Source organism: Streptococcus sp. 3613 (assembly GCF_013277375.1).
Classification (GTDB): Bacteria; Bacillota; Bacilli; order Lactobacillales; family Streptococcaceae; genus Streptococcus; species Streptococcus pseudopneumoniae.
In genome coordinates this window covers 1-24155 of sequence record NZ_VMMV01000018.1, presented here as the reverse complement: position 1 = coordinate 24155, position 24155 = coordinate 1, and the positions used below count along the sequence as shown (strand labels likewise).

Genomic DNA, 24155 nt, shown 5'->3' with positions numbered 1-24155 from the left:
AAAAACAATGAAAAGAACTCCCGTGGAAACAGGAGTTCTTTTACAATGTTGTCAATTTTCATTTACAATAACTTTACCATCTTGAATAGTGAAGATACTTAGATTTTCTGGTAGATTTTGAAGATGGTCTAAGCTTGTTGTTGTGATAAAGGTTTGGATTGAATGAGAAATCGTTTCTAATAATTTTAGTTGTCTAGTGTTGTCAAGTTCGCTCATAACATCGTCAAGCAGTAATATTGGAGATTCTGTAGTAATGCTTTCCATTAACTCGATTTCTGCTAATTTTATCGAGAGGACGAGACTACGATGTTGACCTTGACTTCCAAAACTAGCATCCATACCATTTATATAAAAAGAAATATCATCTCGATGAGGACCAACACCAGTATTCTTTTTAAATAAATCTCTGGACCTACTTTTTTCTAAAGCAATTTTGAAAGATTCTGATAAGCCTTCCTTGTCAGTTATCTTTACAGAAGATTGATAGGATATTGACAACTCTTCAATCTGATTAGAAAGTTCAAAATGTGTCTCACGACCAAAATATTCTAGTTTTTTTATGAAATCTAAGCGGTGATTCATTACACGACATCCATAATCAACTAGCTGATCATCTAAGACTGAAAGGAAGGTTTCATCTATTTTTTGAGCTGATTTTAGGTAAGTGTTTCTTTGTTTTAGGATGTGGTTATAATTGGTTAAATCCGATAAATAGATTGGCTTAATTTGCCCAAGCTCCATATCAATGAATTTTCGTCGAACTGAAGGTGCCCCTTTAATTAGTTGTAAATCTTCAGGAGCAAATAAGACAACATTCATGTGTCCTACATAGTCTGAAAGTCGTGCCTGTTTTAAGTGATTAACTTTTGTAACACGTCCTTTTTGTGTTAGTTCAATTTCGAGAGGAATAGATCCCGTTTTTTTCTGAACGAGACCTGAAAGATGAAGTTGTTCCTCATCAAAATGAATGAGATTTTTATCTGTTCGAGTTCGATGGCTACGTGTTAAGGCTAAAAAATAGATAGCCTCTAACATATTTGTTTTACCTTGTGCATTACGTCCTAAAAAGACATTTAATTTAGGATTAAAGTCTATTTTCGTCTCTTTGTAGTTACGAAAAGTTTTGAGAGATAGGTGTTGTAGCCACATGATTATCTACCAGGGAATCGTGGAGCTTGTTTGCTTTTTGGTGATGAAGCAGGTTTCGATTTGTCTTTTTTAACTCCCTTATTCATCTTTTTGACAAGTTTAGCGATCCGTTCTTTTTCAACTTTATCAGCTTGGTATTCATCTTGTTCTTCAGAAGTAGGTTGTGTCAACAAGATGTCAATGTTCATGTCAGGGATGTCAACTTTATCGCCAATACGAAGTTTTTTTCCACGACGACTCTCTAATTCCCTATTAAAGTAAACAGAATGTTCAGAGAGAAATGATTTAATAGCTCCTCCGCTATGTGTAATTCCAAGTTCTTTGAGTAGTGCTTGGAGGGTAATAAATTCTTCAAATAATTTGTATTCCATAATTCACCTCAATCTTTGGTATTATACCATATTTTCCTAAAAATAGTGAGAGAGACAGCGAGAAATGTAAGCGATTTTTATTTCAAAAGTGTTACAGGGAACAAGAAAATTTCAGGTTTTCGTGATATAATAGAAGTCTGTATATAAGGAGGTAAATCATGGAGTTAGTGCATGGAATTTCAACACATTTTATCCAATCAAAAAAGTTTAAAACAAACAAAATTACCGTGCGTTTTACCGCTCCATTATCCCTTGATACGATTGCAGGTCACATGTTGAGTGCAAGTATGCTAGAGACTGCTAATCAGATGTACCCCACTTCTCAAGATTTGAGGAGATACTTGGCCAGTCTATACGGTACAGATATGTCAACCAATTGTTTCAGAAGAGGGCAAAGCCACATTATAGAATTGACATTTACCTATGTTCGTGATGAGTTTTTAAGTAGGAAAAACGTGCTAACCTCTCAGATTTTGGAACTTGTAAAAGAAACTCTTTTTTCACCCGTAGTAGTTGATAATGGGTTTGATCCGGCCTTATTTGAAATTGAGAAAAAACAATTGCTAGCAAGTTTAGCAGCTGATATGGATGATTCTTTTTATTTTGCACATAAAGAATTGGATAAATTGTTTTTTCATGATGAACGTCTTCAATTGGAATATAGTGATTTACGAAATCGTATTTTAGCTGAAACTCCACAAAGTTCTTATTCTTGTTTCCAAGAATTTTTGGCCAATGATCGAATAGATTTCTTTTTCCTAGGTGATTTTAATGAGGTTGAAATTCAAAATGTATTAGAATCATTTGCCTTTAAAGCTCGAAAAGGAGATATGAAGGTTCAGTATTGTCAACCTTATTCCAATATCCTTCAGGAAGGTATGGTTCGGAAAAATGTGGGACAGTCTATTTTAGAGTTGGGATATTATTGCTCTGCTGAATATGGCGATGAGCAACATTTACCCATGATTGTAATGAATGGTTTACTTGGTGGATTTGCTCACTCTAAGCTCTTTACAAATGTCCGTGAAAATGCTGGATTAGCTTATACCATTTTAAGTCAACTCGATTTGTTTAGTGGATTCTTGAGAATGTATGCTGGTATCAATCGAGAAAATAGGAATCAGGCTCGAAAAATGATGAATAATCAATTACTTGATTTAAAAAAAGGTTATTTTACAGAGCTTGAGCTAGAGCAGACCAAGGAAATGATTCGTCGGTCTTTGTTGCTTTCTCAAGATAATCAAGGTTCATTGATTGAACGTGCTTATCAAAATGCCTTACTTGGGAAATCTTCAGCAGACTTTAAAAGTTGGATTGCAAAACTCGAGCAAGTTGACAAAGATGCTATTTGTAGAGCAGCTAATAATGTGAAACTACAGGCGATTTACTTTATGGAAGGAATAGAATGACAAAGGTTGTTTTTGAAGAAAAATACTATCCAGCTGTAAAAGAAATGATTTATCGAACTCGTTTGGCCAACGGATTGACAGTTGCTCTTTTGCCTAAAAAGGAATTTAAAGAGGTTTACGGGAGTGTAACTGTACAATTTGGTTCGGTAGATACGCTTGTCACAGAAGTTGACGGAGATGTAAAAGAATATCCTGCGGGAATTGCTCATTTTCTTGAACATAAATTATTTGAGAGAGAAGATTCTAGCGATTTGATGTCGGCTTTTACGAGTCTAGGTGCAGATAGTAATGCCTTTACAAGCTTTACAAAAACAAGCTATCTTTTTTCAGCAACGGATCATTTTTTAGAAAATTTAGATTTACTTGATGAATTGGTAACATCAGCACATTTTACTGAAGATTCCATTTTAAGAGAGCAGGATATTATTCAGCAAGAACGAGAAATGTATCAAGATGATCCAGATTCGTGTTTATTCTTTTCAACCTTAGCGAATTTATATCCTGGCACACCTTTAGCAACGGATATAGTTGGAAGCGAGGAGTCCATTTCCCAAATAAATCTAACTAATTTGCAAGAAAATTTTACAAGATTTTACAAACCTGTAAACATGTATCTGTTTTTAGTTGGTGATTTTGATGTGGAGCTAGTTCAGGGTTACTTTGAAAGAAAAGAACTGAAAGATTTAGATGTTCAGGAAGTAGTAAGAGAAAAAATTGTTTTACAGGCTGTAAAGCAAACAGACAGTATGAGAATGGAAGTATCTTCTCCCAAACTAGCGATTGGAGTTAGAGGTAAGCGAGAAGTTGCTGAAGCGGATTGCTATCGACATCATATTTTATTAAAATTATTGTTTGCAATGATGTTTGGTTGGACTTCGGATCGTTTTCAAAAATTATATGAATCAGGTAAAATTGATGCGTCCTTATCTCTGGAAGTTGAAGTAACAAGTCGCTTTCATTTTGTCATGTTGACAATGGATACAAAAGAGCCAGTTGCTTTATCCCATCAATTTAGGAAGGCCATTCGTAATTTTACAAAGGATTTAGATATTACAGAGGATCATTTAGATATTATCAAAAGAGAGATGTTTGGCGAATTTTTCAGTAGCATGAACTCTCTTGAATTTATTGCAACGCAATATGATGCTTTTGAACATGGTGAGACAATTTTTGATTTACCAAAGATTTTACAGGAAATTACTTTAGAGGATGTCCTTGATGCTGGACATCATTTAATAGATGATGGTGACATAGTTGATTTTACAATATTCCCATCGTAGTAACCTATCATAATAGACACTAGAAAGAAGGGATGACAAGTATGAGGAAAAAAACAATTGGTGAGGTTTTACGATTAGCTAGAATCAATCAGGGATTGAGTTTAGATGAATTGCAGAAAAAGACAGAAATCCAGTTAGATATGTTGGAAGCAATGGAAGCAGACGATTTCGATCAACTTCCAAGTCCTTTTTACACGCGTTCTTTCTTGAGAAAATATGCATGGGCTGTTGAGTTAGATGACCAAATTGTCTTGGATGCTTATGATTCTGGGAGTATGATTACTTATGAGGAAGTAGATGTTGATGAAGACGAGTTGACAGGTCGTAGACGTTCGAGTAAGAAAAAGAAGAAAAAAACATCATTTTTACCTTTATTTTATTTTATACTTTTTGCTTTATCGATTTTAATTTTTGTGACCTATTATGTTTGGAACTATATTCAAACTCAACCAGAGGGGCCTTCTCTTTCTAATTACAGTGTGGTTCAATCAACAAGTTCAATAAGTTCAACTAGCTCTGTTCCCCACTCCTCAAGTAGTAGTTCATCTAGCAGTTCTTCTAGTATAGAATCAGCTATAAGTGTATCAGGTGAAGGAAATCATGTAGAAATCGCTCATAAGACAAGTAAGGAAACAGTTAAATTGCAATTGGCAGTTTCAGATGTTACAAGTTGGGTCAGCGTTTCAGAAAGCGAACTTGAGGGCGGTGTAACCTTATCGCCAGAGAAGAAAAGTGCAGAAGCAACAGTTGCAACTAAAAGTCCTGTAACAATTACCTTAGGTGTTGTAAAAGGTGTTGCTTTGACAGTAGATAATCAGACTGTTGATTTATCGAAATTAACAGCTCAGACTGGACAAATCACTGTAACCTTTACTAAAAATTAAGGAAAAACGAATGAAAAAAGAACAAATTCCCAATCTTTTAACAATAGGTCGAATTCTCTTTATACCTATTTTTATCTTTATTTTAACGATAGGAAATTCGATAGAGAGTCATATAGTGGCAGCTATTATCTTTGCTATTGCTAGTATTACAGATTATTTAGATGGATATTTAGCTCGTAAATGGAATGTGGTCAGTAATTTTGGTAAATTTGCAGATCCTATGGCGGATAAGTTACTAGTTATGTCGGCTTTTATTATGCTGATTGAGTTAGGTATGGCTCCAGCTTGGATTGTTGCAGTGATCATCTGTCGTGAGTTGGCTGTGACAGGTTTAAGGCTTTTATTGGTTGAAACTGGTGGAACAGTTTTAGCAGCAGCAATGCCTGGAAAAATTAAAACTTTTAGTCAGATGTTTGCCATTATTTTCTTGCTATTACATTGGACTTTGCTTGGTCAAGTTCTACTTTATGTGGCCTTGTTTTTCACTATCTACTCTGGCTATGATTATTTCAAGGGTAGTGCCTATGTATTTAAAGGGACATTTGGTTCGAAATGAAATCAATAATTGATGTAAAAAATCTTTCTTTTCGTTATAAGGAAAGTCAAGAATACTATGATGTGAAGGATATTACGTTTCACGTGAAACGTGGAGAATGGCTTTCGATTGTAGGGCATAATGGTAGTGGTAAATCAACGACGGTTCGATTAATTGATGGCTTACTGGAAGCAGAATCTGGAGAGATTGTAATAGATGGTCAACGGTTGACTGAGGAAAATGTTTGGAAAATACGTCGTCAAATCGGTATGGTTTTTCAAAATCCAGACAATCAATTTGTTGGAGCGACTGTTGAAGATGATGTAGCCTTTGGTTTGGAAAATCAGGGTCTTTCTCGTCAAGAAATGAAAAAGAGAGTGGAGGAAGCTCTAGATTTGGTTGGCATGTTGGACTTTAAAAAGAGAGAGCCGGCGCGTCTATCAGGTGGCCAAAAACAACGTGTGGCCATTGCAGGTGTTGTAGCCCTAAGACCAGCTATTTTAATCTTAGATGAAGCAACGAGTATGTTGGACCCTGAGGGGCGTAGAGAACTGATTGAGACAGTACAGGGAATTCGGAAAGACTATGATATGACGGTCATTTCTATTACCCATGATTTGGAAGAAGTTGCCATGAGTGACCGCGTATTGGTCATGAAAAAAGGGGAAATTGAATCAACTAGTAGCCCAAGAGAACTTTTCTCTCGAAATGATTTAGATCAAATTGGATTAGACGATCCTTTTGCCAATCAAGTAAAATATTCTTTGAGCCAGAATGGCTATGATTTACCTGAAAATTATTTGACAGAAAGTGAGCTAGAGGATAAATTATGGGAATTGCTCTAGAAAATGTGAGTTTTACATATCAAGAAGGGACTCCCTTAGCTTCAACAGCTTTGTCGGATGTTTCTTTGACGATTGAAGATGGTTCTTATACGGCTTTAATTGGGCACACAGGTAGTGGTAAATCAACTATTTTACAACTCTTAAATGGTTTATTGGTGCCAAGTCAAGGGAGTGTGAGGGTTTTTGATACCTTAATCACCTCGACTTCTAAAAATAAAGATATTCGTCAAATTAGAAAACAGGTTGGCTTGGTATTTCAGTTTGCTGAAAATCAGATTTTTGAAGAAACGGTTTTGAAAGACGTTGCTTTTGGACCGCAAAATTTTGGAGTTTCTGAGGAAGATGCGGAGCAGATTGCGCGTGAGAAACTGGCTTTGGTTGGAATTGATGAATCACTTTTTAATCGTAGTCCGTTTGAGTTGTCTGGTGGACAAATGAGACGTGTCGCCATTGCAGGCATACTTGCCATGGAACCAGCTATATTAGTCTTAGATGAGCCAACAGCTGGTCTAGATCCTCTAGGGAGAAAAGAGTTGATGACCCTGTTCAGAAAACTCCACCAGTCAGGGATGACTATCGTCTTGGTAACACATTTGATGGATGATGTTGCTGAACATGCGAATCAAGTCTATGTGATGGAAAAGGGACGTCTAGTTAAGGGTGGTAAGCCAAGTGATGTCTTTCAAGATGTTGTCTTTATGGAAGAAGTGCAGTTGGGAGTACCTAAAATTACGGCCTTTTGTAAACGATTGGCTGATAGAGGCGTGTCATTTAAACGATTACCGATTAAGATAGAGGAGTTCAAGGAGTCGCTAAATGGATAGTATGATTTTAGGGCGTTATATCCCAGGGGATTCGATTGTTCACCGATTGGATCCACGTAGCAAATTGCTTGCTATGATGCTACTGATTTTGATTGTGTTTTGGGCTAATAACCCCTTGACGAATCTGATTCTTTTTATAGCGACAGGGATATTTATTGCCTTGTCAGGAGTATCTCTTTCATTTTTTATTCAGGGCTTGAAGTCTATGTTTTTCTTGATTGCCTTCACAACTATTTTTCAACTATTTTTCATTTCTAATGGGAATGTTTTATTTGAGTTTTCGTTTGTGAGAATCACGGATTATGCTTTGCAACAAGCTGGAATTATTTTTTGTCGTTTTGTATTGATTATTTTCTTTTCAACTTTGTTAACCTTAACGACCATGCCCTTAAGTTTAGCATCAGCTGTCGAAGCTTTGTTAGCGCCTTTAAAGCGTGTGAAAGTTCCAGTTCATGAAATTGGATTGATGCTGTCCATGAGTCTACGTTTTGTCCCAACATTAATGGATGATACGACGCGGATTATGAATGCGCAGAAAGCGCGTGGAGTGGATTTTGGTGAAGGAAGCATTGTTCAAAAAGTAAAGGCGATGATTCCCATTTTGATTCCTCTTTTTGCAACAAGTTTAAAACGTGCGGATTCCTTGGCTATCGCTATGGAAGCGCGTGGTTATCAGGGTGGAAAAGGCAGAAGTCAATACCGACAATTGAAATGGACTCTAAAGGATACGCTGACCATTCTTGTTATTATCGTACTTGGTTGTTGCTTATTTTTCTTAAAATCTTAGTAGCTTTCAGGAATTGATAAAAAAGTTACTGTAACAGTTCTTGATATAAAGGTAGGGATATGAACCGTTTTAAAAAATCAAAATATGTCATTATTGTTTTTGTCACTGTTCTGCTTGTCTCAGCTCTCTTAGCGACGACTTATTCAAGTACAATTGTGACAAAATTAGGAGATGGAATCTCATTGGTTGATAGGGTTGTGCAAAAACCTTTTCGGTGGTTTGATTCTGTCAAATCAGATTTGGCTCATTTGACACGAGCATATAATGAAAATGAAAGTTTGAAGAAACAGCTTTACCAGTTAGAAGTCAAATCAAATGAGGCGGAAAGTTTAAAGACGGAAAATGAACAACTGCGTCAATTGCTTGATATGAAGTCTAAATTGCAAGCCACAAAGACTTTGGCAGCAGATGTTATTATGCGTTCTCCGGTATCTTGGAAGCAGGAGTTGACCTTGGATGCAGGTAGATCAAAAGGTGCTTCTGAGAATATGTTAGTAATTGCAAACGGTGGTTTGATTGGGAGTGTTTCAAAAGTGGAGGACAACTCTACTATGGTCAACCTTCTGACAAATACGGAAAATGCTGATAAGATTTCTGTTAAAATTCAACACGGCACTACCACAATTTATGGTATTATTGTTGGCTACGACAAGGAAAATGAAGTTCTTAAAATTAGCCAATTAAATAGTAATAGCGATATTAGTTCAGGCGATAAGGTGACAACGGGTGGATTAGGAAACTTTAATGTTGCGGATATTCCTGTTGGTGAAGTGGTTGCCACAACGCATAGTACAGACTATTTGACACGAGAAGTAACTGTTAAATTGAGTGCAGATACTCATAATGTGGATGTGATAGAATTAGTGGGGAATTCATAATGAGACAGTTGAAGCAGGTTGGAGTATTTTTATTGCTTCCTTTCTTTGTTCTAATTGACGCCCATATTAGCCAGCTTCTGGGCTCATTTTTCCCCCATGTACATTTGGCTAGTCATTTTCTGTTTCTATTTCTCTTATTTGAGACGATAGAAGTATCAGAGTATCTCTATCTAGTCTATTGTTTTGTTATAGGCTTGGTTTATGATGTTTACTTTTTCCATCTAATAGGGATTGCAACTCTCTTATTTATCTTATTGGGAGCCTTCCTTCATAAATTGAATAGTGTTATTTTGTTGAATCGTTGGACAAGAATGCTAGCTATGATTGTGCTGACATTCCTGTTTGAAATGGGTAGTTATCTTTTGGCTTTTATGGTAGGGTTGACAGTAGATAGCGTGTCGATTTTTATAGTCTATAGCTTGGTACCGACGATGATTTTAAATTTTTTATGGATTACTGTTTTTCAATTTATTTTTGAAAAATATTATCTATAAGAACGACATATAAATGTAACAAAGGCGTAATGTTTATTGGAATTTTTTTTGGTATACTAGTATTGTCTTAAATAGAAGGAGTATTTATTAGCCATGAAGAAAAAAATCTTAGCCTCGCTTTTATTAAGTACAGTAATGGTTTCCCAGGCAGCAGTATTGACGACTGCCCATGCAGAAACGACTGATGACAAAATTGCTGCTCAAGATAATAAAATTAGTAATTTAACAGCACAACAAGAAGAAGCACAAAAACAAGTTGATCAAATTCAGGAGCAAGTATCTGCGATTCAAGCAGAGCAATCTAACTTGCAATCTGAAAATGATAGATTACAAGCAGAATCTAAGAAACTCGAGGGTGAGATTACAGAACTTTCCAAAAACATTGTTTCTCGTAACCAATCTTTGGAAAAACAAGCTCGTAGTGCTCAAACAAATGGAGCTGCAACTAGCTATATCAATACCATTGTAAACTCAAAATCAATTACAGAAGCTATTTCACGTGTTACTGCAATGAGTGAAATCGTATCTGCGAACAACAAAATGTTAGAACAACAAAAGGCAGATAAAAAAGCTATTTCTGAAAAACAAGTAGCAAATAATGATGCTATCAATACTGTAATTGCTAATCAACAAAAATTAGCTGATGATGCTCAAGCATTGACTACGAAACAGGCAGAACTAAAGGCTGCTGAATTGAGTCTTGCTGCTGAGAAAGCGACAGCTGAAGGGGAAAAAGCAAGTCTATTAGAGCAAAAAGCAGCAGCTGAGGCAGAGGCTCGTGCAGCTGCGGCAGCAGAAGCAGCTTATAAAGAAAAACAAGCTAGCCAACAACAGTCAGTACTTGCTTCAGGTAATACAAACCTAACAGCACAGGTACAAGCAGTATCTGAATCTGCAGTAGCACCTGTTCAGGCTAAAGTACGTCCAACATATAACACAAATGCCTCAACTTATCCAATTGGTGAATGTACATGGGGAGTTAAAACATTAGCACCTTGGGCTGGAGACTATTGGGGTAATGGAGCACAGTGGGCCACAAGTGCAGCAGCAGCAGGTTTCCGTACAGGTTCAACACCTCAAGTTGGAGCAATTGCATGTTGGAACGATGGTGGATATGGTCACGTAGCGGTTGTTACAGCTGTTGAATCAACAACACGTATCCAAGTATCAGAATCAAATTATGCTGGGAATCGTACAATTGGAAATCACCGTGGATGGTTCAATCCAACAACGACTTCTGAAGGTTTTGTAACATATATTTATGCAGACTAATTATAGAGGGACTCGAATAGAGCCCTCTTTTCAGATTTTACCAGAGACAATAACTATTAAAAATCCCATCAAAATAGCTTGAAAATATCGAAAAAGTATGGTAGAATAAAAATTGTCGTATGAACGATAATACTCATTCTTGATGAATTGTGAAGCAGTTGCCCTTGGGTCGTTTTGCGAGTTGAAGTCAAGAAGAGGAAAAAACAAAAAGGAGAAATACTCATGGCAGTAATTTCAATGAAACAACTTCTTGAGGCTGGTGTACACTTTGGTCACCAAACTCGTCGCTGGAACCCTAAGATGGCTAAGTACATCTTTACTGAACGTAACGGAATCCACGTTATCGACTTGCAACAAACTGTAAAATATGCTGACCAAGCATACGACTTCATACGTGATGCAGCAGCTAACGATGCAGTTGTATTGTTCGTTGCTACTAAGAAACAAGCAGCTGATGCAGTTGCTGAAGAAGCAGTACGTTCAGGTCAATACTTCATCAACCACCGTTGGTTGGGTGGAACTCTTACAAACTGGGGAACAATCCAAAAACGTATCGCTCGTTTGAAAGAAATCAAACGTATGGAAGAAGATGGAACTTTCGAAGTTCTTCCTAAGAAAGAAGTTGCACTTCTTAACAAACAACGTGCACGTCTTGAAAAATTCTTGGGTGGTATCGAAGATATGCCTCGTATCCCAGATGTGATGTACGTAGTTGACCCACATAAAGAGCAAATCGCTGTTAAAGAAGCTAAGAAATTGGGAATCCCAGTTGTAGCGATGGTTGACACAAACACTGATCCAGATGATATCGATGTAATCATCCCAGCTAACGATGATGCTATCCGCGCTGTTAAATTGATCACAGCTAAATTGGCTGACGCTATCATCGAAGGACGTCAAGGTGAAGATGCAGCAGCAGTTGAAGCAGAATTTGCAGCTTCAGAAACTCAAGCAGATTCAATTGAAGAAATCGTTGAAGTTGTAGAAGGCGACAACGCTTAATTCATAATAAATAGTAATTACCTAGGAGGGCGGGGCTTAGCCCGGCTCTCCTATTTTTAAAAAATATAGGAGAATCAAAATGGCAGAAATTACAGCTAAACTTGTTAAAGAGTTGCGTGAAAAATCTGGTGCTGGTGTTATGGACGCTAAAAAAGCATTGGTTGAAGTGGAAGGCGATATCGAAAAAGCGATTGAATTGCTTCGCGAAAAAGGTATGGCAAAAGCAGCTAAGAAAGCTGACCGTGTTGCTGCAGAAGGTTTGACTGGTGTTTATGTTGACGGTAACATTGCAGCAGTTGTTGAAGTAAATGCTGAAACTGACTTCGTTGCGAAAAACGCTCAATTTGTTGAGTTGGTAAACGCAACAGCTAAAGCAATCGTTGAAGGAAAACCAGCTAACAACGAAGAAGCTCTTGCTTTGACAATGCCTTCAGGTGAAACTCTTGAAGCTGCATACGTATCTGCAACAGCGACTATCGGAGAAAAAATCTCATTCCGTCGCTTTGCTTTGATTGAAAAAACAGATGCACAACACTTCGGAGCATACCAACACAACGGTGGACGTATCGGTGTTATCTCTGTAATCGAAGGTGGAGACGAAGCACTTGCTAAACAAATTTCAATGCACATCGCAGCGATGAAACCAACAGTTCTTTCATACAAAGAATTGGATGAGCAATTTGTTAAAGATGAGTTGGCACAATTGAACCACGTTATCGACCAAGATAACGAAAGCCGTGCAATGGTTAACAAACCAGCTCTTCCACACTTGAAATATGGATCAAAAGCTCAATTGACTGATGATGTTATTGCTCAAGCTGAAGCTGACATCAAAGCTGAGTTGGCTGCAGAAGGCAAACCAGAAAAAATCTGGGATAAAATTATCCCAGGTAAAATGGATCGCTTCATGCTTGACAACACTAAAGTTGACCAAGCTTACACACTTCTTGCACAAGTTTACATCATGGATGATAGCAAGACAGTTGAAGCATACCTTGAATCAGTTAACGCTTCAGTAGTTGAGTTCGCTCGCTTTGAAGTTGGTGAAGGTATCGAAAAAGCTGCAAACGACTTCGAAGCTGAAGTTGCAGCTACAATGGCAGCAGCCTTGAATAACTGATTATAGAAAGGAAGTAAATTTGCTTCCTTTTTTCTATGCAGTCGATCCCTATAGGGAGAGCTTCCTATTTTTAAGGTAAAAATAAAAAACCCTATAATAAGGGCCAATTGTATTTAGGAGACTAAACTTCAAATTCATAGAGTGCTGTAGAGAGATAACGTTCACCGTTATCTGGTGCTAGAGCAAGGACCTTTTTACCTGTACCTAATTTTTTGGCAACCTCGATGGCTCCGTAGATAGCTGCAGCTGAAGAAATCCCTACAAGGAAGCCTTCTTTTCCACCAATTTCACGTCCGAGTGCAAGAGCATCATCTGATGTTACACGAACAATACCATCATAGGCGTTTGTATCAAGTGTATCAGGAATAAATCCAGCTGAGATACCTTGAATTTTGTGAGGACCAGGTTTTTCACCAGATAGAATAGCAGATTCATCTGCTTCCACTGCATAAACTTGAATGTTTGAATTTGCTGATTTGAGTGCATGAGAAACACCAGAAATTGTTCCACCAGTACCCACTCCAGCAACAAAGGCATCTAGTCCATCTTTACCGAAAGCAGCTAGTATTTCAGCTCCTGTTGTTCTTTCGTGTACTTCTGGATTTGCTGGATTGTCAAATTGAAGAGGAAGGAAACCATCACGTTCAGCAGCGATTTCTTGAGCCTTAGCAATAGCACCTTTCATTCCTTCGCTACCAGGAGTAAGGACGAGTTCAGCACCATAGGCTTGGATAATCTTACGTCGTTCCACACTCATAGTTTCAGGCATAACGATAACAACTTTATACCCTTTAGCAGCCCCTACCCATGAAAGTCCAATACCAGTGTTTCCACTTGTTGCTTCAACAATAGTAGAACCAGGTTTCAGAATACCGTCTTGTTCAGCTTTTTCAATCATGCTAAGAGCAATACGGTCTTTTACAGAAGAACCAGGGTTAAATGCTTCAAGTTTTACATAGACATCTGCAGCACCTTCTGGCACAATGTTGTTTAGTTTAACAATCGGAGTTTGACCGATTAGTTCAGTAATGTTGTTATAAATAGACATATGAATACCTCTTTGTATAAGATATTTCTAGTATAACGCTAACTATACCATTTGTAAAATATAGAAATCCTATCGGAGCGATAGGATTTTTTTATATCACAGGTCTAAGCCATTAATTTTTAAGCGATTGTGATAGGCTAATTCTAGTAAATAGGTGTAAAGGAGAACGCTATCCGTTTTCTTTTTGAATTGCTTCATTTTCTAGTAAGTCTTGGCAAGCGCCTTTTTATGTTGCTAATTAAAGTAGCGGTGAAAATATCAGCGAAACACTGTATTATCTATTGTTTACACTAAGTTTACAGGAACTTCAACTTCTCGTAAACCTTGATCAGTTAAAGTGACTTTTCCATTAAAAAACTCTATAAGTGAAGCTTTAATAGTTTCTTTTTCTTCTTTATCAACATAAATCATCGTATCGACTTGATCTGTAAAGTTTGTATCCAGCTCCATGAGATTATGTTCTTTAAGGAAGTTATTATATTCTTGGTACTGAGCGTAAGACATTTGAATAGCAATGCCCGCCTGTTCCTTTATTTCAATGATGCCAATTTCTTTGACAGCTAAGGCAACACTGCCAGCGTAAGCACGAATCAATCCTCCAGCGCCTAGTTTAATACCACCAAAGTAGCGTGTCACGACTACACAGAGATTGGTGAGATTGTGATTTTCTAGTACTCCAAGCATGGGAACGCCAGCAGTACCACTAGGCTCACCATCATCACTTGTCCGTTTGATTTCACTACGTTCCCCAATAATGAAGGCAGAGCAGTTGTGCGTAGCTTTGTAGTGCTCTTTCTTGATGGCAGTAATGAAGTCACGAGCCTCTTCTTCGCTATAAACACGCTTGGCATGACAGATAAAGCGGGATTTTTTGATTTCTTCTTGGACTTGTCCGTCCTCTTTAATTGTTCTAAATTCCATGATTTAATTGTACTAAAAAATCATCTAAAGCGCTAGGTTTTTACGAATAAAGAAGTATGAAAGTAAATCCAAATTATCTCGGTCGTTTGTTTACTGAGAATGAATTAACTAAAGAGGAACGTCAGTTGGCGGAGAAACTTCCAGCAATGAGAAAGGAGAAAGGGAAACTTTTCTGTCAACGTTGTGATAGTGCTATTTTAGATGAATGGTATTTGCCCATCGGTGCTTACTATTGTCGAGAGTGCTTGCTGATGAAGCGAGTCAGAAGTGATCAAACTTTATACTATTTTCCGCAGGAGGATTTTCCGAAGCAAGATGTTCTCAAATGGCGCGGTCAATTAACTCCTTTTCAAGAGAAGGTATCACAGGGACTGATTCGAGCAGTAGACAAGCAGGAGCCAACCTTGGTTCACGCTGTAACAGGAGCTGGAAAGACAGAAATGATTTATCAAGTAGTGGCCAAAGTGATTGATGAAGGTGGTGCAGTATGTTTGGCCAGTCCTCGCATAGATGTTTGTTTGGAGCTATACAAGCGCCTGCAAGATGATTTTGCTTGCGAGATATCTTTACTACACGGAGAATCAGAGCCGTATTTTCGAACACCACTAGTTGTTGCGACGACCCATCAGTTATTGAAGTTTTATCAAGCTTTTGATTTGCTGATAGTGGATGAAGTAGATGCCTTTCCTTATGTTGACAATCCCACGCTTTACCATGCTGTCAAGAATAGTGTAAAGGAGAATGGATTGAGAATCTTTTTAACAGCGACTTCGACAGATGAGTTAGATAGGAAAGTCCGTTTAGGAGAACTAAAAAGATTGAGCTTACCGAGACGGTTTCATGGAAATCCGTTGATTATTCCAAAACCAATTTGGTTATCGGATTTTAATCGCTACTTAGATAAGAAGTGTTTGTCGCCAAAGTTAAAGTCCTATATTGATAAGCAGAGAAAGACAGGTTATCCGTTACTTATTTTTGCTTCAGAAATTAAGAAAGGGGAGCAGTTAAAAGAAATCTTACAGGAGCAATTTCCAAATGAGAAAATTGGCTTTGTATCTTCTGTAACAGAGGATCGATTAGAGCAAGTACAAGCTTTTCGAGATGGGGAGCTGACAATACTTATCAGTACGACAATCTTGGAGCGTGGAGTTACATTCCCTTGTGTGGATGTTTTTGTAGTAGAGGCCAATCATCGTTTGTTTACCAAGTCTAGTTTGATTCAAATTGGTGGACGAGTTGGACGAAGTATGGATAGACCGACAGGAGATTTGCTTTTCTTCCATGATGGGTTAAATGCTTCAATTAAGAAGGCGATTAAGGAAATTCAGATGATGAATAAGGAGGCTGGTCTATGAAGTGCTTGTTATGTGAGCAGACTATGAAGACTGTTTTAACTTTTAGTAGTCTCTTACTTCTGAAGAATGATGCCTCCTGTCTTTGTTTAGATTGTGATTCTACTTTTGAGAGGATTGGAGAAGAGCACTGTCCAAACTGTATGAAAATAGGATTGTCAACAAAGTGTCAAGATTGTCAATTTTGGTGTAAAGAAGGAGTTGAAGTCAGTCATAGAGCGATTTTTACTTACAATCAAGCTATGAAGGATTTTTTCAGTCGGTATAAGTTTGATGGAGACTTCCTTTTAAGAAAAGTGTTTGCTTCAGTTTTAAGTGAGGAGTTAAAAAAGTACAAAGAGTATCAATTTGTAGTCATTCCCCTAAGTCCTGATAGATATGTTAACAGAGGATTTAATCAGGTTGAGGGCTTGGTAGAGGCAGCAGGTTTTTCGTATCTGGATTTACTAGGGAAAAGAGAAGAGAGAGCCAGTTCTTCTAAAAATCGTTCAGAACGCTTGGGGACAGAACTTCCTTTCTTTATAAAAAGTGGAGTCACTATTCCTAAAAAAATCCTACTTATAGATGATATCTATACTACAGGAGCAACTATAAATCGTGTCAAGAAACTGTTGGAAGAAGCTGGTGCTAAGGATGTAAAAACATTTTCCCTTGTAAGATGAGGAAAAAATTTGCAAAAATAGAATGAAAGCGTTATAATAAAATCATAAAAACAAAAATGTTTAGAAAGAAGGTACTCATATGATTAAATATAGTATACGTGGTGAAAACCTAGAAGTAACAGAAGCAATTCGTGATTATGTAGTTTCTAAACTCGAAAAGATCGAAAAGTACTTCCAACCAGAACAAGAGTTGGATGCCCGAATTAACTTAAAAGTTTATCGTGAAAAAACGGCTAAAGTGGAAGTAACGATTCCGCTTGGATCTATTACTCTCCGCGCAGAAGATGTATCTCAAGATATGTATGGTTCAATTGACCTTGTAACTGATAAAATTGAACGTCAGATTCGTAAAAATAAAACAAAAATCGAGCGTAAAAATAAAAATAAGGTAGCAACTGGTCAATTATTTACAGATGCTTTGGTGGAAGATTCAAATATTGTCCAGTCTAAAGTTGTTCGTTCAAAACAAATTGATTTAAAACCAATGGATTTGGAAGAAGCAATTCTACAAATGGATTTATTGGGGCATGATTTCTTTATCTATGTGGATGTTGAAGATCAGACAACCAATGTGATTTATCGTCGTGAGGATGGCGAAATTGGTTTGTTAGAGGTTAAAGAATCTTAATTTCAATATGTGTAAAGGTAGGTTTACTGAATTGTAAACTACCTTTTTCTTATAATTGATAGAATTACTGATTACACTTTTAAAAAGTCGCTTTTTGAGGGGTATTATGGTATAATGGGTGCCAAGAGGTTTTGAATGAAAAAATTTTATGTAAGTCCAATTTTTCCTATTCTAGTAGGATTGATTGCGTTTGGAGTCTTATCCACTTTCATTATTTTTGTTAATAATAATCTGTTGACGGTTTTAATTTTGTTTCTTTTTGTAGGAGGCTATGTTTTTTTATTTAAGAAACTGAGAGTGCATTATACAAGGAGTGATGTAGAACAGATACAGTATGTAAACCACCAAGCGGAAGAAAGTTTGACATCTCTATTGGAACAAATGCCTGTAGGTGTTATGAAATTGAATTTATCTTCTGGAGAGGTTGAGTGGTTTAATCCCTATGCTGAATTGATTTTGACCAAGGAAGATGGTGATTTTGATTTAGAAGCTGTTCAAACGATTATCAAGGCTTCAGTAGGAAATCCGTCTACTTATGCCAAGCTTGGTGAGAAGCGTTATGCTGTTCATATGGATGCTTCTTCCGGTGTTTTGTATTTTGTAGATGTATCCAGGGAACAAGCCATAACAGATGAATTGGTAACAAGTCGACCAGTGATTGGGATTGTCTCTGTGGATAATTATGATGATTTGGAGGATGCAACTTCTGAGTCAGATATTAGTCAAATCAATAGTTTTATAGCTAATTTTATATCAGAGTTTTCAGAAAAACACATGATGTTTTCTCGTCGGGTAAGTATGGATCGATTTTATCTATTTACTGACTACACGGTGCTTGAGGGCTTGATGAATGATAAATTTTCTGTTATTGATGCTTTCAGAGAAGAGTCGAAACAGAGACAGTTGCCCTTGACCTTAAGTATGGGATTTTCTTATGGCGATGGAAATCATGATGAGATAGGGAAAGTTGCTTTGCTCAATTTGAACTTGGCTGAAGTACGTGGTGGCGACCAGGTGGTTGTTAAGGAAAACGACGAAACGAAAAATCCAGTTTATTTTGGTGGTGGGTCTGCTGCTTCAATCAAGCGTACACGGACTCGTACGCGCGCTATGATGACAGCCATATCTGATAAGATTCGTAGTGTGGATCAAGTGTTTGTAGTTGGGCATAGAAATTTAGATATGGATGCTTTGGGCTCTGCTGTAGGTATGCAGTTGTTCGCCAGCAATGTGATTGAAAATAGCTATGCTCTTTATGATGAAGAACAAATGTCTCCAGATATTGAACGAGCTGTTTCATTCTTAGAAAAAGAAGGAGTTACGAAGTTGTTGTCTGTTAAGGATGCAATGGGGATGGTGACCAATCGTTCTTTGTTGATTCTTGTAGACCATTCAAAGACAGCCTTAACATTATCAAAAGATTTTTATGATTTATTTACCCAAACCATTGTTATTGACCACCATAGAAGGGATCAGGATTTCCCAGACAATGCAGTTATCACTTATATCGAAAGTGGTGCAAGCAGTGCCAGTGAGTTGGTAACGGAGTTGATTCAGTTCCAAAATTCTAAGAAAAATCGTTTGAGTCGTATGCAAGCAAGTGTCTTGATGGCTGGTATGATGCTGGATACTAAAAATTTCACCTCACGAGTGACTAGTCGGACATTTGATGTTGCTAGCTATCTCAGAACGCGCGGAAGTGATAGTATTGCTATCCAAGAAATCGCTGCGACAGATTTTGAAGAATATCGTGAGGTCAATGAACTGATTTTACAGGGGCGTAAATTAGGTTCAGATGTACTAATAGCAGAGGCTAAGGACACGAAATGCTATGATACAGTTGTTATTAGTAAGGCAGCAGATGCCATGTTAGCTATGTCAGGTATTGAAGCGAGTTTTGTTCTTGCGAAAAATACACAAGGCTTTATATCCATCTCAGCTCGGAGTCGTAGTAAACTGAATGTGCAACGGATTATGGAAGAGTTAGGCGGTGGAGGTCACTTTAATTTGGCAGCAGCTCAAATTAAAGATTTAACCTTGTCAGAAGCAGGTGAAAAACTGACAGAAATTGTATTAAATGAAATAAAGGAAAAGGAGAAAGAAGAATGAAAGTAATTTTTTTAGCAGATGTTAAAGGAAAAGGTAAAAAAGGCGAAATTAAGGAAGTACCAACAGGGTATGCGCAAAACTTTCTTATCAAAAAGAACCTAGCAAAAGAAGCGACTGCTCAAGCTGTAGGTGAACTTCGTGGTAAACAAAAATCTGAAGAGAAAGCTCACGCTGAGATGATTGCAGAAGCAAAAGCAATTAAAGCCCAACTTGAAGCAGAAGAAACGGTTGTAGAATTTGTTGAAAAAGTTGGTCCAGATGGTCGTACCTTTGGTTCTATTACCAATAAGAAGATTGCAGAAGAATTGCAAAAGCAATTTGGAATTAAGATTGATAAACGTCATATTCAAGTACAAGCTCCGATTCGAGCGGTTGGTTTGATTGATGTGCCAGTGAAAATCTATCAAGATATCACAAGTGTAATCAATCTTCGTGTGAAAGAAGGATAAGTTTACACCTTCTTGACAAGATTGTAAAAGGAAGGGAAGTCTGATGGCAGAAGTAGAAGAGTTACGAGTACAACCTCAAGACATCTTAGCTGAGCAATCTGTTTTGGGGGCTATCTTTATTGATGAGAGTAAACTTGTTTTTGTGCGAGAATACATTGAGTCTCGGGACTTTTTTAAGTATGCCCATCGTTTGATTTTCCAAGCCATGGTCGATTTATCCGATCGTGGTGATGCCATAGATGCAACAACGGTTCGCACCATTCTTGATAATCAAGGGGATTTACAGAATATTGGTGGCCTGTCTTACCTAGTTGAGATTGTCAATTCTGTGCCAACTTCTGCTAATGCGGAGTATTATGCTAAAATCGTTGCAGAAAAGGCTATGTTACGGCGATTAATCGCTAAGTTGACAGAGTCTGTCAACCAAGCTTACGAAGCGTCGCAACCAGCTGATGAAATCATTGCTCAGGCAGAAAAAGGCCTGATTGATGTCAGTGAAAATGCTAATCGAAGCGGGTTTAAGAACATTCGAGATGTGTTGAATGTCAACTTTGGAAATCTGGAAGCTCGCTCGCAACAAACGACCGATATTACAGGTATTGCGACAGGTTATCGTGATTTGGATCATATGACGACTGGTCTACACGAGGAGGAGTTGATTATTCTAGCAGCCCGTCCAGCGGTTGGTAAGACAGCCTTTGCCTTGAATATCGCTCAGAACATTGGAACTAAGTTGGACAAAACGGTTGCTATCTTTTCGCTCGAAATGGGTGCGGAAAGTCTAGTCGATCGTATGTTAGCGGCAGAAGGGTTGGTTGAGTCGCATTCTATCCGTACAGGTCAATTGACCGATGAGGAGTGGCAAAAATATACCATTGCTCAAGGGAACCTAGCAAACGCAAGTATCTATATCGATGATACGCCAGGGATTCGAATTACAGAGATTCGTTCTCGTTCTCGTAAACTGGCTCAAGAAACGGGCAATCTAGGTTTGATTTTGATAGATTACTTGCAGCTTATCACGGGAACTGGGCGAGAAAACCGCCAACAAGAAGTTTCAGAAATTTCACGTCAGTTGAAAATCCTAGCCAAGGAACTGAAGGTTCCAGTAATCGCTCTGAGTCAGTTGTCTCGTGGTGTAGAACAACGTCAGGATAAAAGACCAGTCTTGTCTGATATTCGTGAATCTGGGTCTATCGAGCAGGACGCTGATATCGTAGCCTTTCTTTATCGCGACGATTACTATGAGCGTGGTGGTGAAGAAGAGGAAGGCATACCAAATAATAAGGTGGAAGTTATTATCGAGAAAAACCGTAGTGGAGCTCGTGGAACTGTGGAATTGATTTTCCAAAAAGAATACAATAAATTTTCAAGTATCTCAAAGAGGGAGGCATAAGATGTCAGATGCATTTACAGATGTAGCCAAGATGAAAAAAATCAAAGAGGAAATCAAGGCGCATGAGGGTCATGTAATTGAAATGACTTTGGAAAATGGGCGCAAGCGCCAAAAAAATAGATTGGGTAAGTTAATTGAAGTTTATCCATCCCTATTTATTGTGGAATTTGGGAACGTTGAAGGAGATAAACAAGCTAATGTTTACGTTGAATCCTTTACCTACTCAGATATCCTTACAGAAAAGAATTTGATTCATTATCTGGACTAAAGTGAGAAATTTTCTCACTTTTTCTTTTTTCTCCGAATAGTTTAAGTGAAGGCAATCTTCGATTTATATTATTTTTCAAGGAGGAAGAATGAAAATTTTACCGTTTATAGCAAGAGGGACAAGTTATTACTTGAAGATGTCAGTTAAAAAGCTTGTTTCTTTTTTAGTAGTAGGATTGATGCTAGCAGCGGGTGATAGTGTCTATGCCTACTCTGGAGGGAATAGATCGATTGCGCGTGGAGATGATTATCCTGCTTATTATAAAAATGGGAGCCAGGAGATTGATCAGTGGCGCATGTATTCTCGTCAGTGTACTTCTTTCGCAGCCTTTCGTTTGAGTAATGTCAATGGTTTTGAGATTCCAAGGGCTTATGGAAATGCGAATGAATGGGGGCATCGTGCTCGTCGTGAAGGCTATCGTGTAGATAATACACCGACGATTGGCTCCATTGCTTGGTCTACTGCAGGAACTTATGGGCATGTTGCCTGGGTGTCAAATGTAATGGGAGATCAGATTGAGATCGAGGAATATAACTATGGTTATACAGAAGCCTATAATAAACGAAGTATAAAAGCAAATACGATGACAGGATTTATTCATTTTAAAGATTTGGCTGGTGGCAGTGTTGGGACTAGTCAATCCTTAGCTTCAACAGGGGGCACACATTATTTTAAGACTAAGTCAGCTATCAAAAATCAACCTCTAGCTAGCGCAACTGTGATTGATTACTATTATCCTGGGGAGAAGGTTCATTATGATCAAATTCTCGAAAAAGATGGCTACAAGTGGTTGAGTTATACGGCTTATAACGGAAGTCGTCGCTATATACAGCTAGAGGGAGTGACTTCTTCACAAAATTATCAGAATCAATCAGGAAATAGCTCTAGCTATAGATCCAATAGTAGTCCAACTGTCGGTTGGAAGAAAATAAATGGTAGTTGGTATCATTTCAAATCAAATGGTTCTAAATCAACAGGCTGGCTGAAAGACGGTTCTAGCTGGTATTATTTGAAATTATCTGGTGAAATGCAGACAGGATGGTTAAAGGAAAATGGCTCGTGGTATTATCTGGATAGTTCAGGGGCAATGAAAACAGGTTGGTATCAAGTTTCTGGTAAGTGGTATTATTCTTACTCTTCAGGTGCCCTAGCTGTTAATACGACGGTGGATGGCTACAGAGTAAACAGTGATGGAGAACGAGTGTAGAAAATTGGAGTAGGAAATTTTTCCTGCTCTTTTCTGGTACGACGGGCATGTCGTGCATCTGAGGTACAAGTCCTTGGTGGGCACCTGCTACCGGTGAACCCAATAGCGATTCCCAAGCCTGACTATCGTGAGGTAGCGGATTAAAACGGTCTGGGGATAGACCGTTTTAAGTCTGACGCTGGAAATGAGAATCGTCAGAGGAAGGGATAGCGAAATCGTGGCTCTACGAACAGGAAGGTGATAGTAAGGCGTATATAGCGGATAGGGGGGCGCGAAACCTTAAAGTCCAAAAAGGTAGTCGTAACCTATATGCGTAAATCACGAGAGTAATTGAATTCGAACTAAGATTTATCTTTTTCCACTGTAACCTTTTAACGTCCTCATGTCTAGTCTAAACGAGGAAAGATGTAGGACTTATCCCGTGAGCTCTCATGAGCGCTGAAAGCGTAGTAACAAGGAATCATGAGAAGTCAGCCGAACCCATAGTAGTGAGGAAACTTCTGTAATGGAAGTGGAGCGAAGGGGTGAATACTCAAACAGTCTGGGGAGAGACTGTTTGAGGTCTGTCGCTAGAAAGAGAAAACGACAGATCGAAGTAATCCTACTTCACTTGTGTCTGTAAAACGAACGGTCTGATAGAACTGGACTCTGTCACGTATTGACTAGATGAAGGTTCACCAATATAAGATGTCCCTCAGGCACCAAAACAAGAAAGGAATAGGCACATGTCAAAATTGCTAGATAAGATAGTATCACGCGAAAATATGCTGGAAGCCTACAATCAAGGAAAATCCAATAAGGGCTCAGCTGGGATTGATGGAATGACTATCGAAGAGATGGATAATTATCTCAGACAAAACTGGCGCCTGACTAAAGAACTGATAAAACAGAGGAAATACAAACCTCAATCAGTCCTGCGAGTTGAAATCCCCCAACCCAATGGAGGTGTCCTTCAGCTTGGGATTCCGACAGTGATGGATAGGATAATCCAACAAGCCATTGTCCAAGCTCTTAGAGTACTTAAATGACGGCTATGAGTGGATAGTGGATATAGACCTAGAGAAATTTTTCGATAGGGTTCCTCAAGATAGATTGATGTCCTTAGTACATAACATTATCGAAGACGGAGATAGGGAATCCTTGATTCGTAAGTATCTTCATTCAGGTGTTATCATTAATGGTCAACGTCATAAAACGCTAGTTGGCACACCACAGGGAGGAAATGTATCTCCTCTCTTATCCAATATCATGCTTAATGAATTGGA

24 protein-coding genes and 1 pseudogene are annotated in these 24155 nt (G+C 38.1%); 21 read left to right on the top strand and 4 right to left on the bottom strand.

Translation table 11 applies throughout. The features are described 5' to 3' along the window. Positions 1 to 51: 51 nt before the first annotated feature. Both recF and yaaA read right to left on the bottom strand, forming a co-directional pair. Positions 52 to 1149, bottom strand: a complete 1098-nt coding sequence (gene recF / locus HT708_RS01940) for a DNA replication/repair protein RecF (RefSeq protein ID WP_050261857.1) — start codon at positions 1147 to 1149, stop codon at positions 52 to 54. Between the two features lie 2 nt (positions 1150 to 1151). Next, a complete protein-coding gene (gene yaaA, locus HT708_RS01935; RefSeq protein WP_000455902.1) occupies positions 1152 to 1520 on the bottom strand; it encodes a S4 domain-containing protein YaaA in 369 nt (122 codons plus the stop codon). A gap of 158 nt (positions 1521 to 1678) precedes the next feature. On the opposite strand from yaaA, the gene HT708_RS01930 reads away from it, so the two are divergent. From HT708_RS01930 to tsf, 12 genes are all read left to right on the top strand, one after another. Beyond that, entirely contained in the window at positions 1679 to 2929 is a 1251-nt protein-coding gene (locus HT708_RS01930) for a pitrilysin family protein (protein ID WP_166727474.1), read from the top strand. Continuing rightward, on the top strand, positions 2926 to 4209 hold the full coding sequence (locus tag HT708_RS01925) for a pitrilysin family protein (protein ID WP_172925907.1): 1284 nt from the start codon (positions 2926 to 2928) through the stop codon (positions 4207 to 4209). The genes HT708_RS01930 and HT708_RS01925 overlap by 4 nt, the downstream gene beginning before the upstream one ends. Positions 4210 to 4250: 41 nt before the next feature. Then, complete coding sequence (rodZ, locus tag HT708_RS01920; RefSeq protein WP_172925906.1) at positions 4251 to 5093, top strand: cytoskeleton protein RodZ; 843 nt, start codon at positions 4251 to 4253, stop codon at positions 5091 to 5093. Positions 5094 to 5103: 10 nt separating this feature from the next. Further along, positions 5104 to 5649, top strand: coding sequence for a CDP-diacylglycerol--glycerol-3-phosphate 3-phosphatidyltransferase (gene pgsA / locus HT708_RS01915; protein ID WP_000712127.1), 546 nt, complete (start codon positions 5104 to 5106; stop codon positions 5647 to 5649). Continuing rightward, on the top strand, positions 5646 to 6473 hold the full coding sequence (locus tag HT708_RS01910) for an energy-coupling factor ABC transporter ATP-binding protein (RefSeq protein ID WP_000835726.1): 828 nt from the start codon (positions 5646 to 5648) through the stop codon (positions 6471 to 6473). The genes pgsA and HT708_RS01910 overlap by 4 nt, the downstream gene beginning before the upstream one ends. Next, complete coding sequence (locus tag HT708_RS01905; RefSeq protein WP_023936271.1) at positions 6458 to 7297, top strand: energy-coupling factor transporter ATPase; 840 nt, start codon at positions 6458 to 6460, stop codon at positions 7295 to 7297. Before HT708_RS01910 ends, HT708_RS01905 begins: the two co-directional genes overlap by 16 nt. After that, on the top strand, positions 7290 to 8084 hold the full coding sequence (locus tag HT708_RS01900) for an energy-coupling factor transporter transmembrane protein EcfT (protein WP_023936273.1): 795 nt from the start codon (positions 7290 to 7292) through the stop codon (positions 8082 to 8084). Before HT708_RS01905 ends, HT708_RS01900 begins: the two co-directional genes overlap by 8 nt. A 59-nt stretch (positions 8085 to 8143) precedes the next feature. Further along, positions 8144 to 8962, top strand: a complete 819-nt coding sequence (gene mreC, locus HT708_RS01895) for a rod shape-determining protein MreC (RefSeq protein ID WP_001078988.1) — start codon at positions 8144 to 8146, stop codon at positions 8960 to 8962. Then, on the top strand, positions 8962 to 9456 hold the full coding sequence (gene mreD / locus HT708_RS01890; protein ID WP_172925905.1) for a rod shape-determining protein MreD: 495 nt from the start codon (positions 8962 to 8964) through the stop codon (positions 9454 to 9456). Before mreC ends, mreD begins: the two co-directional genes overlap by 1 nt. A gap of 93 nt (positions 9457 to 9549) precedes the next feature. Continuing rightward, positions 9550 to 10728 carry a CHAP domain-containing protein gene (locus HT708_RS01885; RefSeq protein ID WP_000727004.1) on the top strand — a complete coding sequence of 393 codons (1179 nt, stop codon included), beginning with the start codon at positions 9550 to 9552 and terminating at the stop codon, positions 10726 to 10728. 222 nt (positions 10729 to 10950) lie between these two features. Then, positions 10951 to 11730 (top strand): 30S ribosomal protein S2, encoded by a 780-nt coding sequence (rpsB, locus tag HT708_RS01880; RefSeq protein WP_172925904.1) that lies wholly within the window; start codon positions 10951 to 10953, stop codon positions 11728 to 11730. Positions 11731 to 11809: 79 nt separating this feature from the next. Next, positions 11810 to 12850: a translation elongation factor Ts gene (tsf, locus tag HT708_RS01875; protein ID WP_000808091.1), complete on the top strand. Its 1041-nt coding sequence runs from the start codon at positions 11810 to 11812 to the stop codon at positions 12848 to 12850. A 121-nt stretch (positions 12851 to 12971) separates the two neighbouring features. On the opposite strand, the gene cysK is transcribed toward tsf, so the two are convergent. Beyond that, positions 12972 to 13898, bottom strand: coding sequence for a cysteine synthase A (gene cysK / locus HT708_RS01870; RefSeq protein ID WP_000029884.1), 927 nt, complete (start codon positions 13896 to 13898; stop codon positions 12972 to 12974). 285 nt (positions 13899 to 14183) lie between these two features. After that, positions 14184 to 14819, bottom strand: a complete 636-nt coding sequence (locus tag HT708_RS01865; RefSeq protein ID WP_050259866.1) for a YigZ family protein — start codon at positions 14817 to 14819, stop codon at positions 14184 to 14186. Between the two features lie 56 nt (positions 14820 to 14875). Between HT708_RS01865 and HT708_RS01860 the strand changes: the two genes are divergently transcribed. The 9 genes and pseudogenes from HT708_RS01860 to HT708_RS01820 form a co-directional block, all read left to right on the top strand. Continuing rightward, entirely contained in the window at positions 14876 to 16174 is a 1299-nt protein-coding gene (locus HT708_RS01860; RefSeq protein WP_172925903.1) for a DEAD/DEAH box helicase, read from the top strand. After that, positions 16171 to 16833, top strand: coding sequence for a ComF family protein (locus tag HT708_RS01855; RefSeq protein WP_000649947.1), 663 nt, complete (start codon positions 16171 to 16173; stop codon positions 16831 to 16833). The genes HT708_RS01860 and HT708_RS01855 overlap by 4 nt, the downstream gene beginning before the upstream one ends. A gap of 79 nt (positions 16834 to 16912) precedes the next feature. Beyond that, positions 16913 to 17461, top strand: a complete 549-nt coding sequence (gene raiA / locus HT708_RS01850; RefSeq protein WP_000599104.1) for a ribosome-associated translation inhibitor RaiA — start codon at positions 16913 to 16915, stop codon at positions 17459 to 17461. A gap of 135 nt (positions 17462 to 17596) precedes the next feature. After that, entirely contained in the window at positions 17597 to 19570 is a 1974-nt protein-coding gene (locus HT708_RS01845) for a DHH family phosphoesterase (protein WP_172921738.1), read from the top strand. After that, the gene (gene rplI / locus HT708_RS01840) at positions 19567 to 20019 is read left to right on the top strand and encodes a 50S ribosomal protein L9 (RefSeq protein ID WP_000864214.1); all 453 of its coding nucleotides are present in this window, start codon (positions 19567 to 19569) and stop codon (positions 20017 to 20019) included. Before HT708_RS01845 ends, rplI begins: the two co-directional genes overlap by 4 nt. Before the next feature lie 43 nt (positions 20020 to 20062). After that, positions 20063 to 21415 (top strand): replicative DNA helicase, encoded by a 1353-nt coding sequence (gene dnaB, locus HT708_RS01835; protein ID WP_000852490.1) that lies wholly within the window; start codon positions 20063 to 20065, stop codon positions 21413 to 21415. 1 nt (position 21416) lies between these two features. After that, complete coding sequence (locus HT708_RS01830) at positions 21417 to 21683, top strand: Veg family protein (RefSeq protein WP_001278160.1); 267 nt, start codon at positions 21417 to 21419, stop codon at positions 21681 to 21683. 88 nt (positions 21684 to 21771) lie between these two features. Continuing rightward, a complete protein-coding gene (gene cbpD / locus HT708_RS01825) occupies positions 21772 to 22890 on the top strand; it encodes a choline binding-anchored murein hydrolase CbpD (protein WP_172925902.1) in 1119 nt (372 codons plus the stop codon). A 725-nt stretch (positions 22891 to 23615) separates the two neighbouring features. Next, positions 23616 to 24155: pseudogene (locus tag HT708_RS01820) on the top strand (reverse transcriptase domain-containing protein); the annotation flags it as partial.

Coding starts and splice junctions, on each gene's coding strand:
- tsf (WP_000808091.1), top strand. CDS start 11,810: ATGGCAGAAATTACAGCTAAACTTGTTAAAGAGTTGCGTGAAAAATCT.
- raiA (WP_000599104.1), top strand. CDS start 16,913: ATGATTAAATATAGTATACGTGGTGAAAACCTAGAAGTAACAGAAGCA.
- rpsB (WP_172925904.1), top strand. CDS start 10,951: ATGGCAGTAATTTCAATGAAACAACTTCTTGAGGCTGGTGTACACTTT.
- cbpD (WP_172925902.1), top strand. CDS start 21,772: ATGAAAATTTTACCGTTTATAGCAAGAGGGACAAGTTATTACTTGAAG.
- HT708_RS01860 (WP_172925903.1), top strand. CDS start 14,876: ATGAAAGTAAATCCAAATTATCTCGGTCGTTTGTTTACTGAGAATGAA.
- HT708_RS01905 (WP_023936271.1), top strand. CDS start 6,458: ATGGGAATTGCTCTAGAAAATGTGAGTTTTACATATCAAGAAGGGACT.
- recF (WP_050261857.1), bottom strand. CDS start 1,149: ATGTGGCTACAACACCTATCTCTCAAAACTTTTCGTAACTACAAAGAG.
- rplI (WP_000864214.1), top strand. CDS start 19,567: ATGAAAGTAATTTTTTTAGCAGATGTTAAAGGAAAAGGTAAAAAAGGC.
- cysK (WP_000029884.1), bottom strand. CDS start 13,898: ATGTCTATTTATAACAACATTACTGAACTAATCGGTCAAACTCCGATT.
- HT708_RS01930 (WP_166727474.1), top strand. CDS start 1,679: ATGGAGTTAGTGCATGGAATTTCAACACATTTTATCCAATCAAAAAAG.
- dnaB (WP_000852490.1), top strand. CDS start 20,063: ATGGCAGAAGTAGAAGAGTTACGAGTACAACCTCAAGACATCTTAGCT.
- HT708_RS01885 (WP_000727004.1), top strand. CDS start 9,550: ATGAAGAAAAAAATCTTAGCCTCGCTTTTATTAAGTACAGTAATGGTT.
- HT708_RS01845 (WP_172921738.1), top strand. CDS start 17,597: ATGAAAAAATTTTATGTAAGTCCAATTTTTCCTATTCTAGTAGGATTG.
- mreD (WP_172925905.1), top strand. CDS start 8,962: ATGAGACAGTTGAAGCAGGTTGGAGTATTTTTATTGCTTCCTTTCTTT.
- HT708_RS01900 (WP_023936273.1), top strand. CDS start 7,290: ATGGATAGTATGATTTTAGGGCGTTATATCCCAGGGGATTCGATTGTT.
- HT708_RS01865 (WP_050259866.1), bottom strand. CDS start 14,819: ATGGAATTTAGAACAATTAAAGAGGACGGACAAGTCCAAGAAGAAATC.
- mreC (WP_001078988.1), top strand. CDS start 8,144: ATGAACCGTTTTAAAAAATCAAAATATGTCATTATTGTTTTTGTCACT.
- yaaA (WP_000455902.1), bottom strand. CDS start 1,520: ATGGAATACAAATTATTTGAAGAATTTATTACCCTCCAAGCACTACTC.
- HT708_RS01855 (WP_000649947.1), top strand. CDS start 16,171: ATGAAGTGCTTGTTATGTGAGCAGACTATGAAGACTGTTTTAACTTTT.
- HT708_RS01925 (WP_172925907.1), top strand. CDS start 2,926: ATGACAAAGGTTGTTTTTGAAGAAAAATACTATCCAGCTGTAAAAGAA.
- HT708_RS01910 (WP_000835726.1), top strand. CDS start 5,646: ATGAAATCAATAATTGATGTAAAAAATCTTTCTTTTCGTTATAAGGAA.
- rodZ (WP_172925906.1), top strand. CDS start 4,251: ATGAGGAAAAAAACAATTGGTGAGGTTTTACGATTAGCTAGAATCAAT.
- pgsA (WP_000712127.1), top strand. CDS start 5,104: ATGAAAAAAGAACAAATTCCCAATCTTTTAACAATAGGTCGAATTCTC.
- HT708_RS01830 (WP_001278160.1), top strand. CDS start 21,417: ATGTCAGATGCATTTACAGATGTAGCCAAGATGAAAAAAATCAAAGAG.